This is a genomic window from Halogeometricum sp. S1BR25-6, from assembly GCF_031624495.1.
Taxonomy (GTDB): domain Archaea; phylum Halobacteriota; class Halobacteria; order Halobacteriales; family Haloferacaceae; genus Halogeometricum; species Halogeometricum salsisoli.
Genome location: NZ_JAMQOP010000001.1, coordinates 1352678 through 1366440, shown reverse-complemented (window position 1 = coordinate 1366440; position 13763 = coordinate 1352678). Strand labels below are relative to the sequence as shown.

Below are 13763 nucleotides of genomic sequence, written 5' to 3'. Positions count from 1 at the left end.
ATTTTCACGACATTTTTTGTATCTGTACTGTATCTCGAAGCTAATGATCGAACGGACCGTATCGCTGTGTCTCGGGAGTCGGTTCCGAGTCGTCGGTACCGTGGCCGCGGTGTTCCTCGTTCTGTGCGGCGGGATGCTCGCCGCCGGCGTCGTCGGCGCGCCCGCGGTATCGGGCGTCGAGAACCGCTTCGGAAACGTGACCGAGGAGACGACGGTGGTCGAGACGACCATCGGGGTGTCGAACCCCAACCCCATCGGGGTCGAACTCGGCGGCGTGACCGTCGGATACGACGTGTGGATGAACGACGTGCGGATGGCGAGCGGCGAGCAATCGGGCGTCGCCGTCGACGCCGGGAACGCCACGGTGAACGCGACGACGGAGATGTCGAACGAACGCATCGCCCCGTGGTGGCGGTCGCACGTCCGCAACGGCGAACACACCGTCGTCAGCGTCGACCCGACGGTTCGCTCGGCGACGCTCGGTCGGACGTTCGACGCGCCGAACGTCACGCGCGAGGTGGACACCGACATGCTGTCGCAGTTCGACTCGACGGAGACGCGGCCGGTGGACGCGAACGCTCCTCTCGTCTCCGACCCCGTGCTCTACGTCGACGAGACGCGCGCGGCGTGGGGGACGGTGAACGAGTCGACGACGGCGCTCGAACTGACGTTCGTCGTCCGCAACCCGAAACCCTACCCGATAACCGTCTCCCGAATCGGGTACGACGTCTCCATGAACGACGTGACGCTCGGAACCGGCACGAGCGAGTCCGCGTACGTGATTCCGCCGAAATCGACGCGAACGGTGCGGACGACGACGTTCCTCCGTAACGAGAACCTCGACGAGTGGTGGGTGAGCCACCTCGAACGGAATCAGGTGAGCGACCTGCGGATGACGTTCCACGCCCGCCTCGACGCGGGCGGGGAGACGTTCCGCGTTCCGCTGGACGCCCTGACGTACGAACGGACGGTCGAGACGGACATCTTCGGGACGAAGCCGACGGCGGAGACGGGGAACGCGACGGCCGGTGACGACTCGGCTGAGACGTCGGGGACGGAACCCGAGACAGAGACGGAGACGAAAACGAGAACGGAGACGGCGACTTCCGCCGGCGGTGACGGGAGCGACGACGGACTCCTCGGTGGGGGAGAAACGCCGACCGGCGAGACGGCGACGGACGCCGCCACCGAGGACGACGGCCTGTTCTCCGTCGAACCGATAGAATAAGCCGCTCTCGCCTTCGCTCGCCGTACGCCGAAGAAAATTCCCGAATCGGTCAGCCGATGGTGACGTGGTCGGACTCCTCGTTCAGCGCGAGGTTTGCCGCTATCTCCGCGTTCCGCATGGCGTACTGAGCGGTCTGCTGGAGGCTGACGAGCACCTCGCGTATCTGGAGGAGTTGCTCGTTGTCCATCTCCGGGAGGTCGCTGAGGATGTCCTGTTCTTTGTCGCGGATATCGCGGAACAGTTCGCGGCACTCGACGGTCAGGTCGTAGTCGCGTTCGACCACCGACTGCACCGCCTTGCTGGTTATCTCGTCGACTTGGTCGGTGAACTCGCGGATGCGGCGCATCGTCGTCGAGTCGACGTCGAGGGTGTGCCCCTCGGCGTCCATCACGATTTCGGCGATGTCCTCGGCGTTGTCGGCCGTGAGTTCGAGGTTCTTCGCCACCGAACGGTAGCCGATGAGGGGGAAGCCCGATTCGAGGCCGACAGCGCGGCAGAGGTTCGGGTTCTGGTAGGCCGTGAAGATGAGGCGAAGCAGGAGGACGAATATCTTGTTCGCCTGTCGCTCGCGGTTGAGGGCTCGCTGAGCCAAGTCGGCGTTCCCGTGCGCGAGCGCCTTTATCGCCTCGCCCCGCATCGTGCTTCCCGTGTTCTCCAACCGTTCGAGGAGGTTGTCGAGTGTGAAGTCCTCCGGGTCCACCGAACAGCGGATGGCGATGCGTTCGGGCGTCTCCTCGATGACGCCGAGACCCATCAGTTGCGTCTCCGCGCGGTAGACGGCGTTGATGTGCTCGGAGTCGAGTGCCCCCTCGCTCTTTTCGATGTGGATGACCCGCCGGCCGAGCACGTACTGCGCGACGATGGCGCGTTCGAGGGCGTCCGCGTTGAGGGCGTCGGCGCGAATCGTCGCCAGCGCGTCCTCCTGACTCGCCGACTCCGGCAGGACGGTGAGCGTCCCCTTCCCACCCATCCGGAGGGACACCTCGTCGCCTTTGTTCACGTTGTGCTCCTTCGCCCACTCCGCCGGTAACGTCATGGCCAGCGTCGACGGACCCAGCCGCTGGACCTTACGCGTCTCCATATCACCCCCCTTGTTGGGGATGACCTTAATCCTCACTATATGGCGATTATACGTACACTCAGAATTGGGGTCCGTATGATTGGTGACTGTTGACACTGAACAGGAAGCGGGCCGAAGCCGATTTCCGACGGTTCAGACGATTTCCATCATCCGCCGCTCGAATCGTCCGACGCGGACGCGCGTCCACCCGCGGAGTTCCTCGTCTAACTCGGGGTCGTCGGTGTCGACGCGAAGTTCCCCGATACCGTCGAGTTTCGACCGCGAGGCGACGATTTCCACGTCACACCGGCGGATCACGTCGGGCGACAGTTGGGGGTTCCCCCGACCGAAGACGAAGCCCTGCCCCCCGATGGGCGAGACGACGACGACGTTCTCGCCGTCCGGTCCCAGGTTGTCCAGAATCTCGCGCTCGGTCGCGTCGCGGACGATGACCTCGCCGTCCCGCCAGACGTCGACGCCGATGGGCGAGCCCTCGAACCCCAGTTCGGCCTTCACCGCGCCAACGGTGCTGCCCGGTCCGAGGACGAACGTCTTCTCGGGCGCCGCCCGAACGTCATCGGCGACGCCCGCGGCGAGGGCCTCTACCGTTCCCCCGCCGAGTTGCTTCGAGGACTGCACGTCGTCGGCGACGGGGACGGACGCGACGGCGCGGAGTTCGGGGTGCACCTCCCCCTCCCGATACTCGTCCTCGTCGATGTCCATCACCTCGCGGCGCTCGGTCCGGTCGAACGTCGTCGCCACGACGGCGGCGTCCTCGGGCGAGACGGCGAACACCGAGGAGTACACCTTCACGCCCGCCGGCGTGCCGAGTATCGGCACCTCCCGGTCCGCGTCCGACCCCGCCGCCGCGACCGCCTCGGCGACGTCCGCGGCGGTGCCGTCCCCGCCGACGAAGAGAACGAGGTCGACGCCCCTGTCGAGGAACGCCTCGACGGCGCGCCGCGTGTCGTCGGCGGTGGTCTCCCCGCCCTCGCTCGATGGGCCGCCCAACACCTCCGGGTCGAGACCCGCCGCGCGGGCCGCGGACTCGCCCATCTCGCCGCCCCACGTGAGAACGGTCACGTCGCGGTCGCTCTCGCGGAGCGTCTCGAACATCCGGCGCGCCCGGTCGGGCGCGCGCGGGTCGGCGCCGCGGGCGCGCGCTTCCGCGACTTTTCCGTCGGTGCCCTTCAGTCCGACCCGACCGCCCATCCCCGCGATGGGGTTCACGACGACGCCGATTCGCATACGCGAGTGGAGCGGAGGGCGAAGCAAAAGCCCGCCGGTCGGCGGGTCGGCGCGCCGACGGAGTGGCGGGCCGGCGCGTCGGTCCACCGGTTCGACGGGGACCACCGTGGCCGCGCCGGAACTCGAACGTTTAAGAACGGTCCGCGGTAACAGTCGGGCAATAATGATGCTGCTGCTTCAGGCGAGCGCCGAACCGTTCCCCATCATGGAGACGGGGGCGACGATTCTCATCGTAGGTATTCTGATGACCGTGGGTTGGCTCCTCTATCTGTACCGGTAAGCCGCCGGCTACTCCTCCGCCGGAGCGACGTCGACGTGTTCGCGGAGCCACGCGGCCGCCTCCTCCACCTCCGTCTCGTCGGTGCCGGAGAGTTTCAACCGGACGTTCTCGCCGGGATAGCTCCCTACCGTCACGTCGAACGCCGCCTGCACGTCGCGGAGGCGGTCCAGGAGGCCGCTCTCGGGTTCGTTCGTCATCACCGTCCGCGCGAACGTCGCCTCGCCGTCGAACTCCTCGGCGACCAACTCGAACATCGCCTTCATCTCGTCGGGGACGCCCGGGAGCACGTAGATGCCCTCGACGACGGCTCCGGGGGCGACTCCCTCCTCGTTCGGGAGCATCCGCGCCCGCGCGGGAAGGTGCGCCGTCCCCTCGGCCAGTTCGTCGGCGATGTAGCCGCCCCGGTCGGTCAGCCACGCCATCGCCTCCTCGTGTTCGACCACCTCGCGGCCGACGGCGGCGGCGACGCCGGCCATCGTCAGGTCGTCGTGCGTCGGGCCGAGGCCGCCGGTGACGACAACGGCGTCGTAGTCGGCGCGGTACTCGTTGACCACGCGGGCGATGTCGGAGACGCGGTCCGGTACCGTCGTCACGCGTTCGACGCGCGCGCCGCGGGCCGCGAGGCGTTCGCACAGCCACGAGGCGTTCGTGTTCACGGTGTCACCCGCCAGGAGTTCGTCCCCGACGGTGACGACTGCAACTCGCATGACCGCCCGTAGGCGCAGGCCGGGTAAAAGGGCGCGGCCCGCGGCGAGGGATACCCGTTCGGCGGCGCCGCGGTCGCTCCGAGGTATAGTAGCGTTCGCAAGTCTTCACTCACTCGACCGCACGACACCGTGCGGTCGGATGAGTAATCAGTTGCGAACGCTACTATAGTACCCGACGCTCCGGAGCCCTCCCGTTCATTCATTCCGACCAATCGAGAAAACACACATACGTAATATTCATATAAACACTTTCGTCCCCGATGGGCGAATCGGGAGTGATGTCACGAGACACACACGAGTTCGGTCGGCGGTCGTTCGTCGCGGGAACCGGTGCACTGCTCGGCGCGTCGTCGCTCGGCGGCGTCGCCGGGGCGACACACGACGGAGCGGACGGGACCGACTCGGAGAGCGACGAGGGCGGAACGGAACGCGGGTGGGGAGGTCACCCGGAGATAATCGCACACCGCGGGTTCGCCGGCGTCTATCCGGAGAACACGCTCGGCGCGTTCGGACGCGCGACGTGGGGCGACGGCGCCGACATGATCGAAATCGACGTCATCCCCTCGAAGGACGGCGAGGTGATGGTCATCCACGACCCCGACCTCAGCAGTCGCGACGAGGGGACGCGGGGACTGACGGACCTCGACGGCTACGTCTGGGAGTACACCGCAGAAGAACTGCAGGAGGCGAACGTGCTTCAGAGCGGCGAGACGGTGCCGACGCTCGGGGAGGTGCTCGACCTCGTCCCCGACTCCGTCGGCGTCAACGTCGAGTTCAAGAACCCCGATACGACCGACATCGTCACGTCGGGCCGCCTCTCCGAGGAGGAACTGGCAGAGCGGATGGAGACGTGGCGGCCGCTGACCGAGAGGGTGTTCGAGGTCGCCTCGCGGTACGAGAACGAGATTCTCGTCTCCTCGTTCGCGGAGGCGGCCATCGCCGTCGTCCGCGACGTCGACCCCGACGTTCCGGTCGCGTACCTCTTCTTCGACTCCATCGAGACGGGGCTGGAGATAACCCGCGAGTACGACTGCGAGGCGATGCACCCGCCGTACGACATGATCAAGGGAACGCCCTTCTTCGGCAACGTGTACAGCTCCTACGAGGATATCGACCTCGTGGAAATCGCCCGCGAGGAGGACCGCACGCTGAACGTCTGGACCATCGGCACGTGGTACCAGGCCGAGCAACTCGCCGCCGCCGGCGTCGACGGCCTCATCGCCGATTACCCGAACCTGCTGTGGTCGGGCAACGACGAGATGGAGTGGGAGAGGGACGACTCCGAGGGCGAGACGACCGCAACCGAAACCGAATCGGGCACGGAAACCGGGACCGAGACAGAGACTGAAACCGAGACACCGGCGGAAACGGAATCGTCGACCGAGACGACGGCGGCGACCGAGACCGGGACGGAAACCGAGACGCCGACTCCGACCGGAACCGAGACCGACGACGGGAACTGAGGCCGGTCAGCCCATCCCCGGCGGCGGCCCGTCGTCGAACTCGTCGTCGCCGGTGTCGACGTTCAGGCCCATCTCCTCGCGCTGTTCCCGCAGCGCCTCTATCTTCTGGCGGTAGTAGAGTAGCCCGCCGACGCCGATGAGGGCGAACAGGGCGAACACGCCGCCGAAGACGTACAGGTCGCGTTCGAGGAAGAACTGCACGGAGACGGTGTCGGCGTTCTCGATGTTCTGCCACCGGATGAGGGACCGCCCGTCGTCGGTCGTCAACCGCTCGTAGCCGCTCGGGTTCGCCTGCCCGAGGATGGGGGCGTCGATGCTGCGGTCGGGCGGGAGCACGATTTCGTAGGAGCCCTGCACGTACGTCGGCAGCGAGAAGCGTTTGGGCGACCCGCCGCTGGTGAACGCGAGGTGGCCGCCGCTCGTCCCGTTCGGCAGGGCGACGGTGGTCACCTCGCGGTTCTGCCGCACCGCGCCGCCGCGGTTGCGAATCTCCGAGCCGTTGATGACGGTGCCGTTCGGGTAGCGGTAGCGCATCGACTCGACGGACAGGGGGTTCCGACCGCCGACGCCGTCGCGCCGGTAGAGCTCTATCTCCGATTGGTTCAGCTCGTACACCGCGGCGAACTTCGTGCTCTCCAGAATCTCGATGTGAACCGTTGCGTTCGCGTCCCACGCGTAGCCGCCCTCGACGGGCGGTTGCGAGTCGAGGCGCTCGGCCGGGACGTCGTTGGAGCCGAACAGGCCGAGACAGCCGGAGGTGGCGGCGAGGAGGACGAGCGCGGCGCACGCGAGGAGCAGTCGTCGGTTCATTCGTTCGGGCTCAGGTGAGGACGCACTTGAGTTCGGAGGGGAGGTACGTGCCGATGCTGGCGAGGAGACCCGGCGGGTCCGTTCCCTCCGGGCAGACGATGCTCTGTTCGAGGAGGCCGAGGCGTTCGACGGTGATGATGTCCTCGGCGTGGCCCGCGCGGTTGACCGTCGCGCGGACCTCCCCGCGCGTGGCGCTGTTGACGTTCACGCGCCCGCTCCGCCGCTCCTCGCGGGTCCACCCGTACAGGCGGTCCCGCGTTTCGTCGGCGAGGCTGGACCCGTCCTCGTCGTAGACGAACGCCAGCGGCGTGTGCTGGACGATGCCGAACCGGTCGCGAATCTGCGTCGGCGACCCCGTGCCGAGGCCGAGGCCCTCCGTCGAGACGCGGACGCGGTTGCCGAAGCCCGCGTCGAGGACGAAGCCGTCCTCGTCCCACGAATCGAGGGTGCCGACGTACGTCTCGCCCTCGGTCAGATGTGGGGTCACCTCGCCCCACTCTTCCCCGAGGAGGTTCCGCGCGGCCGTGGCGTCGTCGCCCGTCACGGTGACGGAGACGAAGTCGTCGTCGCGGACGCCGATGTCCCACGTCACGTCCAACTCGCCCACGTCGTTGCGGATGAGCGAGTCGAGGCTGTCGAGGGCGCGTTCCCTCGCGTCCCCTTCTACGTAGCACTTCGTTGCGAGGACGACCATCAGTGCGACGTCGCCTCGACGTTCAGTTCGTCCCGCAACTCTTCGATGCGGCGCTCCATCCCCTCGACCATATCGTCGTTCTCCATCGGTTCCAGCGGCGCGCCCGTCTCGGGGCACTGGAAGCCGAGTTCCATCGCCTCGGAGAACTCGAAACGGATGCCGGCGGGTTCCGAGAGGTAGAACTCGTGGGTCCGCTCGTAGTCCAGTCGGTCCTCGAGCGCTTCGAGGAGGCGGTACATCTCCTCTTCGAGGTTCTCCGGGATGTTCTCGTAGTGGAACGTCCACAGGTAGGTGAGCCACCCGGAGTCCTCGTCGCGCACCCGGCGGTACGACGCGAGGTCGTTCTCGTACAGGATGAAGAGCGCTCGGCGAACGTCGTTCAGTTCGAGGTCCAACTCCTCGGCCAACTCCTCGTCGGTGACCTCGCCGTCCGGCGGCGCGGCCGCGACCGGCATCCCCGTCGGTCCTACCAACTCGTGGAGGTACTTCTGGATGACAGGGTCGTTCAGCAGCCCTTCAAAAGCCATTGGGTATCTTTCCGTCGCTAAGCAGTTTAAAAGCACCGAATACGGGGAGGTGCGGGCGAATCTTCATGGCGGTTCCGACCCCGTGGACGGTATGACCGAACTGGTCGACGTGCTCCGGTTCCCCCGCGCCGGCGGCCCCGACCGGTACGTCGCGGTGTCGGCCGGCGAGGGGGCGCGCGTCGTCGAGGCGCGGGAGGACCGGCGCCGAAAGCGCGTGCGACTGCTGCGGGCGCTGAAGTGGCTCGTCGTCCTCGTCGTGGTGGGACACGCCGCCGTCGTCGCGGGGGAGGTGGCGCTGGGTCTCCTCGGCGCCGGTCTCGTTCACGTCCTCCTCGGCGTCGACGTCCTCCAGGTCGAACGCGAGGTGCCCGACGTCGTCGCCGCCGGCATCGATAGCGCGACGGCACAGGAGCGGTACGGTGCCGGCGAGAACGGCGCGGAGTGACGGGACGGGCGTTCAGACGTCGTCGGCGCTTCCGTCGCCGCTCTCGTCGCCCTTCGCCCCGTTCGCCATCTCCATCGCGTCTGCCTCGCTCGGGTCGACGACGCGCTTGCCCGTCTCCATCGGCAGCACGGTCCGGTCGGCGCTCTCCCACTCGCGGTCGAGTTCGCGGCCGTCGAACAAGCGGTCCAAGAACACCGCGAGGCCGGCCACCTCCGAGTGGGGCTGGTTCGTCACGCCGACGTTGAAATCCGCCGTCTCGTACACCTCGAACGGCACCTTCTCGCCGCCGACGACCACGAGCACCGGTTCCTCGCGGTGGACCGCCCGGACCTCGTCTTGGACGTCCTGCACGCGTTCGCCGTACATCGTCAGGTGGACGACGACCCCCTCCCAGTTCCGGACGAACGCCTTCTGCGCGTCCGTCGTCTCGACGGCGAACGGGCCGCCGAACCGGTCGGTGATGTCCTCGACCGTCTCCTTCGACTGTCCGGCGTTGTCGGGGAAGACGACGCGGTCCGCGCCGAGAGCGCGGGCCGTGAGGCCGACGTGCGTCGTCATCCGGTCGTCGCGCCCCGGTCTGTGGCCGTACCGGAGGACGGCGACCTCGGGTTCTGCGTGCATACGCCGAGCGAGTCGGTCCGCGCGCTAAGGCGCTTCGCTTCGGGGCGGGGTGGAGGCCGTCCCGACCGGTCGACTCTGCCCCCGCACGTGCGCGAGGGTTAACGGGGTCGCGGTCCTGCTAGCGAGTATGTCCTCCACGGGCGCCGGGACGCCGCGACTCGACGGGCGGACGGCCGTCGTCACCGGCGGGACCGACGGCATCGGCTTCGAGACGGCCCGCCGACTCGCCGCCCGCGGCGCGCGCGTGGTCGTCACCGGCCGCGACCCGGCAAAGGGCGGCCGGGCCGCCGCCGCCCTACGCGAGGCGGCCACCGGCGACGGCGACGCCGCCTTTCTCGCGGCCGACTTCGCCTCGCAGGCCGAAGTCAGGGACCTCGCGGCGCGCATCGACCGGGAGGTGGACCGACTCGACGTCTTCGTGAGCAACGCGGGCGCGTGGTTCGCCGACCCGGAACTGACAGACGACGGCGTCGAGGCGACGTTCGCGGTGAACCATCTCGCGCCGTTCCTCCTCGTGAACCTCCTGTCCGAACGCCTGCGCGAGACGGCCGCCGAGGCCGGCGAGGCGCGGGTCGTCGTCGTCTCCTCGGAACTGCACCGGAACGCCCGCATGGAGTTCCGAAAGCTCCGTTCGGTCCACGATGTCACCGGCCGCGGCGCGTACGCCCGGTCGAAACTGGCGAACGTGCTGTTCGCCTTCGAGGCGGCGGAGCGCCTGTGCGGGACGGGCGTGACGGCCAACTGCCTCCACCCCGGTGCGGTGCTGGGCACGTCGCTCTCGCGCGAGTACGGTGGGGCCGTCCGTGCGGCCGTCTCCGTGCTCGACAGTCTGCCGGACTCGTTCACCTCGCGGTTCGCAAAGAGCGTCGCCGAGGGGGCCGACACCCCCGTCTACCTCGCCGCCTCGCCCGAAGTTGAGGGCGTCACTGGCGAGTACTTCGCCGACTGCGCGGTCGAACGGCCGTCGGCGACGGCGCGCGACGAGCGCACCCGGCGGCGACTGTGGACGGTCAGCGCGGACCTGACGGACCTCTCGCCCGACGAGCAGATACCGCCGCGGTCCGCCGACGGCGCGGAGTGGACGGCGGGGACGGGAGCGGGAACGAGGACGTCGGGTGGGAACCGCTCGCAGTAGGTGCAGGGACCAGAACGAACTTACTCGCCCGCAAGAGAGCAACCGCATGAACCTCTCAGGGAAGCGGGTCGTCGTCACCGGCGGCGCGGGACTCGTCGGTTCGCACCTCGCGAAGCACCTCCGCGACGACAACGACGTGGTCGTCGTCGACGACCTCTCGAAGGGCACGCGCGAACGCGTCCCCGACGGCGTCGAGTTCGTGAAGGCCGACCTGACCGACGCCGACGAGGTGGCCGAGGCCATCACCGAGGACGTCGACGTCGTCTTCCACTTCGCCGCCTACACCGACACGAACTACGCCCACCCCCGTCAGTTGTTCGAGGAGAACACCGAGATGACGTACAACGTCCTCGAACGCATGGAGGAAGTGGGCGTCTCGAACCTCGCGTTCACCTCCTCCTCCACGGTCTACGGCGAGGCGCCGCGGCCGACGCCCGAGGACTACGCCCCCCTCGAACCCATCAGCGTCTACGGCGCCTCCAAACTCGCCGACGAGGGCCTGCTCTCGACGTACGCCCACTCGAAGGACTTCACCGTCTGGCTGTTCCGCTTCGCCAACATCGTCGGACCGAAGCAGCGCGGCAACGTCATCCCCGACTTCATCGAGAAACTGCTCGAAGACCCCGACAGCCTCACCATCCTCGGCGACGGCCGACAGGAGAAGTCCTACCTCCACGTCGAGGACTGCGTGCGCGCCATCTCCCACGTCGTCGAGAACGCCGAGCAGTCGATGAACACGTACAACCTCGGCACGCGGACGACCACCTCCGTGACGACCATCGCCGACATCGTCGCCGACGTGATGGACCTCGACCCCGACTACGAGTACACCGGCGGCGACAGGGGTTGGGAGGGCGACGTGCCGCGGATGCGCCTCTCCGTCGAGAAACTGTCCGCCCTCGGCTGGGAGGCCGACGGCTCCAGCGACGAGGCGGTCCGGCGGGCGGCGCGCGAACTGACCGAGGAACTGCGCTCCGAGTACGCCGCCGCGGACGACTGACGACTGACGGGTACGGACGCCCGACCGGACGCCCTCGGCCGACGCCGCCGGGCGTCCCCCGAGCGACACGGCTTTTACCGCGCCGGCACCTACTCCGCGGCGTGCAGTTCGTCGGCTACGACACCTCCGGACCGGGCCTGTTTCTCGCCAGCGACGGCGACGTGGAGTACGTCTCGCTCGACGCCGGAACCGAACTCGCCTACACGCTCCGCGACCGCCACTGCGCGGGGGTGACGACCGACGACGGCCACGACGTCTGCGAGAACGACGCCGCGCCGTACTGCCGCGACCACCGCTCGACGTGGGTGTGCGCGAAGTGCACCGGCACCTGTCTCAAAGACGAGATGGACTGTCACGACCCCCACGCGGTCTACCTCGCGGCGTTCGCGCCCGACGTGTTCAAGGTGGGCGTGACGAAGGAGTGGCGACTCGAGACGCGTCTGCGCGAACAGGGCGCCGACCGGGGGGCGCACCTCCGGACCGTCACCGACGGCCGCCTCGCCCGCGAGATAGAGGCTGGACTCGCAGAGGAGATTCCCGACCGGGTTCGCGTGCCGACGAAGCGAGACGGTCTCCACCTCGCCGTCGACGGCGGCGCGTGGGAGTCGCTGCTCGCGGAGTTCGACGTGCTCGCGGAGTTCGACTTCGACTACGGCCTCGGTCTCGACGCCCGACCGGTCGCGGAGACGGTCGCTACCGGCACCGTCCGGGGCGTCAAGGGCCGACTGCTCGTCCTCGACCGCGCGGGGAGCACCTACGCCGTCGACCTCCGGGACCTCGTCGGCCACGAGGTGACCGCCGGAGCGACGACGCGCGACCTGCAGTCGAGTCTCGGCGCGTGGGGGTAAGTCTCTACCAACAGTCCTTTCCAATCGGACCGAGTACGGGGAGCCATGCCCGAGAAACCAGACGAACCCGCCGACGACACGGCGGAGAACGTCGACGAACCGACGGACGCCGGCAAGAACGGAGCAGACGCGGAAGACGACGAGGAGATGTCCTTCCGAGAGCGAGTCGAGGAGATCCGACAGCGCCGCGAGGAGGAACGCGAGGAGGGCGAGCGACCCGCCCCCGACGAGATGATGGGCGGCGGCGAGGGCGGCCCCGGCGGCATGGGCGGCGGCGGCAACCCCTTCGCGCAGATGATGAGCGGCATGATGGGCGGCGGCGGCGGTCCGGGCGGCATGGGCGGCGGCGGCGGTCCGGGCGGCATGGGCGGCGGCCCGCCGGGCGCGGGCGGCCGCGGCGAGTCCGAGTCGGCCGGTAACGAGGAACTCGTCCGCGAGGTTCGCCAACTCCGCGACGAGGTGCGCGACGCGACCCGTCAGCTTCAGCGCATCGCGCAGGCCGTCGAAGACATCGACGACTGAGGCCGGCGCTCGGTCTCGGCCGTTCAGCGAAGATTTAGGTCTCTTTTTCGGCGACGACCCGGTCGTACAGCGACGCGAGTTCGTCGACGGCCCGGCCGACGCCGAGTTCCTCGCGGCGGTCCAGACACGAGGCGGAGAGCGCCTCGCGTTCGTCGAGCACGCGGCGTATCGTCTTCCGACAGTCTTCGACGTCGCCGAGCGGGTAGTGATAGCCCGTCACGCCGTCGACGACGGTGTCCGTGAGCGCCCCCTCGTCGACGCCGACGACGGGCGTCCCGCAGGCGTTCGCTTCGAGGGCGACGAGTCCCTGCGTCTCGACGGGGCTCGGGAAGACGAACGCGTCCAGCGCCGAATAGAACGCCGGCAGGTCCTCGCGCGGGAGGAAGCCGAGGAAGCGCGCGTCGAGGCCCGCCTCCGTCGCCAGCGACTCCAACTCCTCGCGGGCGGGGCCGTCGCCGCCGAAGACCACCGTCGCGTCGACGCCCGCGGCGGCGCGGACGAACTCGTCGAGGTTCTTCTCGAAGCCGTGCCGGCCGGTGTAGCCGACGAGGGGGCCGTCCGGGAGGTCGTACCGCTCGCGGAAGTCGGCGATTGCGGCGTCGTCGGCGGGGGTGAACCGCTCGATGTCGACGCCGTTCGAGAGGACGGTCAGCCTCCCGTCGACGCCCACCTCGTCGCGGAGGTGGTCGCGGGCGTCCGTGCTGGGACAGAGGACGGCGTCGGCGCGGTCGAAGAACCAGCGCTCGTAGCGCTCGGAGAGCGACTCGATGCGGCGCTCGAACGGCTCTCGGGAGGTGAGGTAGTCGGCGTACTCGCCCGTCGGCGTGTGGTAGGAGACGACGAACGGGCGGTCCTCGCGCCGGGCGAGGCGAAGCCCCGAGAGTCCGAGCGCGAACGGGGTGTGCGCGTGGACCACGTCCACGTCCTCGACGCGACTCGGCACGCGCGGGACGCCGAGTCGGAACCCGTCGTAGAAGGGAAAGGAGACGCTCCGAACCGGGTACTCGCCGTCGGTCGGCGCGTAGTCGTCGGTGCCGGGGAACACTACGTCCATCCGGCCGCCGCGCTCCCGCCAGCAGTCCCGCCACGTTTGGACGGTGTAGGAGACGCCGTTGACGGTGGGGAGGTACGTGTCCGTGAACGCTGCGACCGACTGCATTCGTTTGTCGTGCGCG

Annotated in this window: 15 protein-coding genes; 7 read left to right on the top strand and 8 right to left on the bottom strand. The window is 68.6% G+C overall.

Going from position 1 to position 13763, the window contains the following annotated elements:
- Positions 1-43 precede the first annotated feature (43 nt).
- Complete coding sequence (locus tag NDI76_RS07145) at positions 44-1228, top strand: LEA/WHy family protein (protein ID WP_310923311.1); 1185 nt, start codon at positions 44-46, stop codon at positions 1226-1228.
- Positions 1229-1277: 49 nt separating this feature from the next.
- Here NDI76_RS07145 and NDI76_RS07140 read toward each other — a convergent pair whose 3' ends face one another.
- The 3 genes from NDI76_RS07140 to NDI76_RS07130 form a co-directional block, all read right to left on the bottom strand.
- The gene (locus NDI76_RS07140; protein WP_310923310.1) at positions 1278-2309 is read right to left on the bottom strand and encodes a PhoU domain-containing protein; all 1032 of its coding nucleotides are present in this window, start codon (positions 2307-2309) and stop codon (positions 1278-1280) included.
- A 132-nt stretch (positions 2310-2441) separates the two neighbouring features.
- Positions 2442-3536 carry an ATP-NAD kinase family protein gene (locus tag NDI76_RS07135; RefSeq protein ID WP_310923309.1) on the bottom strand — a complete coding sequence of 365 codons (1095 nt, stop codon included), beginning with the start codon at positions 3534-3536 and terminating at the stop codon, positions 2442-2444.
- Between the two features lie 288 nt (positions 3537-3824).
- Complete coding sequence (locus NDI76_RS07130; protein ID WP_310923308.1) at positions 3825-4523, bottom strand: competence/damage-inducible protein A; 699 nt, start codon at positions 4521-4523, stop codon at positions 3825-3827.
- A gap of 278 nt (positions 4524-4801) precedes the next feature.
- Here NDI76_RS07130 and NDI76_RS07125 point away from each other — a divergent pair, with 278 nt between their 5' ends.
- A complete protein-coding gene (locus tag NDI76_RS07125) occupies positions 4802-5986 on the top strand; it encodes a glycerophosphodiester phosphodiesterase (RefSeq protein ID WP_310923307.1) in 1185 nt (394 codons plus the stop codon).
- 6 nt (positions 5987-5992) lie between these two features.
- Here NDI76_RS07125 and NDI76_RS07120 read toward each other — a convergent pair whose 3' ends face one another.
- Genes NDI76_RS07120 through NDI76_RS07110 form a run of 3 tightly spaced genes read right to left on the bottom strand, consistent with a single transcriptional unit; the run spans position 5993 to position 8017 of the window.
- On the bottom strand, positions 5993-6796 hold the full coding sequence (locus NDI76_RS07120) for a DUF5803 family protein (RefSeq protein ID WP_310923306.1): 804 nt from the start codon (positions 6794-6796) through the stop codon (positions 5993-5995).
- 10 nt (positions 6797-6806) lie between these two features.
- Positions 6807-7490, bottom strand: coding sequence for a DUF2110 family protein (locus NDI76_RS07115; RefSeq protein WP_310923305.1), 684 nt, complete (start codon positions 7488-7490; stop codon positions 6807-6809).
- Entirely contained in the window at positions 7490-8017 is a 528-nt protein-coding gene (locus NDI76_RS07110) for a transcription factor (protein ID WP_310923304.1), read from the bottom strand. The genes NDI76_RS07115 and NDI76_RS07110 overlap by 1 nt, the downstream gene beginning before the upstream one ends.
- 91 nt (positions 8018-8108) lie before the next feature.
- On the opposite strand from NDI76_RS07110, the gene NDI76_RS07105 reads away from it, so the two are divergent.
- Positions 8109-8462, top strand: a complete 354-nt coding sequence (locus NDI76_RS07105) for a hypothetical protein (RefSeq protein ID WP_310923303.1) — start codon at positions 8109-8111, stop codon at positions 8460-8462.
- A 12-nt stretch (positions 8463-8474) separates the two neighbouring features.
- Here NDI76_RS07105 and NDI76_RS07100 read toward each other — a convergent pair whose 3' ends face one another.
- Complete coding sequence (locus tag NDI76_RS07100) at positions 8475-9083, bottom strand: tRNA (cytidine(56)-2'-O)-methyltransferase (protein ID WP_310923302.1); 609 nt, start codon at positions 9081-9083, stop codon at positions 8475-8477.
- Between the two features lie 127 nt (positions 9084-9210).
- Between NDI76_RS07100 and NDI76_RS07095 the strand changes: the two genes are divergently transcribed.
- The 4 genes from NDI76_RS07095 to NDI76_RS07080 all read left to right on the top strand — a co-directional run bounded on the left by NDI76_RS07095 (position 9211) and on the right by NDI76_RS07080 (position 12588).
- Positions 9211-10218, top strand: coding sequence for an SDR family NAD(P)-dependent oxidoreductase (locus tag NDI76_RS07095; RefSeq protein ID WP_310923301.1), 1008 nt, complete (start codon positions 9211-9213; stop codon positions 10216-10218).
- Positions 10219-10264: 46 nt separating this feature from the next.
- Complete coding sequence (locus NDI76_RS07090) at positions 10265-11218, top strand: NAD-dependent epimerase/dehydratase family protein (protein WP_310923300.1); 954 nt, start codon at positions 10265-10267, stop codon at positions 11216-11218.
- Positions 11219-11319: 101 nt separating this feature from the next.
- Positions 11320-12066, top strand: coding sequence for a DUF2797 domain-containing protein (locus NDI76_RS07085; RefSeq protein ID WP_310923299.1), 747 nt, complete (start codon positions 11320-11322; stop codon positions 12064-12066).
- A 45-nt stretch (positions 12067-12111) separates the two neighbouring features.
- Positions 12112-12588, top strand: a complete 477-nt coding sequence (locus NDI76_RS07080; RefSeq protein WP_310923298.1) for a hypothetical protein — start codon at positions 12112-12114, stop codon at positions 12586-12588.
- A 34-nt stretch (positions 12589-12622) separates the two neighbouring features.
- Here NDI76_RS07080 and NDI76_RS07075 read toward each other — a convergent pair whose 3' ends face one another.
- A complete protein-coding gene (locus NDI76_RS07075) occupies positions 12623-13747 on the bottom strand; it encodes a glycosyltransferase (protein ID WP_310923297.1) in 1125 nt (374 codons plus the stop codon).
- Positions 13748-13763: the final 16 nt, after the last annotated feature.

Bases quoted from the DNA above. Each gene is read 5' to 3' on its own strand.
- NDI76_RS07100 (WP_310923302.1), bottom strand. From the start codon at position 9,083: ATGCACGCAGAACCCGAGGTCGCCGTCCTCCGGTACGGCCACAGACCG.
- NDI76_RS07115 (WP_310923305.1), bottom strand. From the start codon at position 7,490: ATGGTCGTCCTCGCAACGAAGTGCTACGTAGAAGGGGACGCGAGGGAA.
- NDI76_RS07080 (WP_310923298.1), top strand. From the start codon at position 12,112: ATGCCCGAGAAACCAGACGAACCCGCCGACGACACGGCGGAGAACGTC.
- NDI76_RS07105 (WP_310923303.1), top strand. From the start codon at position 8,109: ATGACCGAACTGGTCGACGTGCTCCGGTTCCCCCGCGCCGGCGGCCCC.
- NDI76_RS07145 (WP_310923311.1), top strand. From the start codon at position 44: ATGATCGAACGGACCGTATCGCTGTGTCTCGGGAGTCGGTTCCGAGTC.
- NDI76_RS07095 (WP_310923301.1), top strand. From the start codon at position 9,211: ATGTCCTCCACGGGCGCCGGGACGCCGCGACTCGACGGGCGGACGGCC.
- NDI76_RS07140 (WP_310923310.1), bottom strand. From the start codon at position 2,309: ATGGAGACGCGTAAGGTCCAGCGGCTGGGTCCGTCGACGCTGGCCATG.
- NDI76_RS07110 (WP_310923304.1), bottom strand. From the start codon at position 8,017: ATGGCTTTTGAAGGGCTGCTGAACGACCCTGTCATCCAGAAGTACCTC.
- NDI76_RS07090 (WP_310923300.1), top strand. From the start codon at position 10,265: ATGAACCTCTCAGGGAAGCGGGTCGTCGTCACCGGCGGCGCGGGACTC.
- NDI76_RS07075 (WP_310923297.1), bottom strand. From the start codon at position 13,747: ATGCAGTCGGTCGCAGCGTTCACGGACACGTACCTCCCCACCGTCAAC.
- NDI76_RS07135 (WP_310923309.1), bottom strand. From the start codon at position 3,536: ATGCGAATCGGCGTCGTCGTGAACCCCATCGCGGGGATGGGCGGTCGG.
- NDI76_RS07125 (WP_310923307.1), top strand. From the start codon at position 4,802: ATGTCACGAGACACACACGAGTTCGGTCGGCGGTCGTTCGTCGCGGGA.
- NDI76_RS07120 (WP_310923306.1), bottom strand. From the start codon at position 6,796: ATGAACCGACGACTGCTCCTCGCGTGCGCCGCGCTCGTCCTCCTCGCC.
- NDI76_RS07130 (WP_310923308.1), bottom strand. From the start codon at position 4,523: ATGCGAGTTGCAGTCGTCACCGTCGGGGACGAACTCCTGGCGGGTGAC.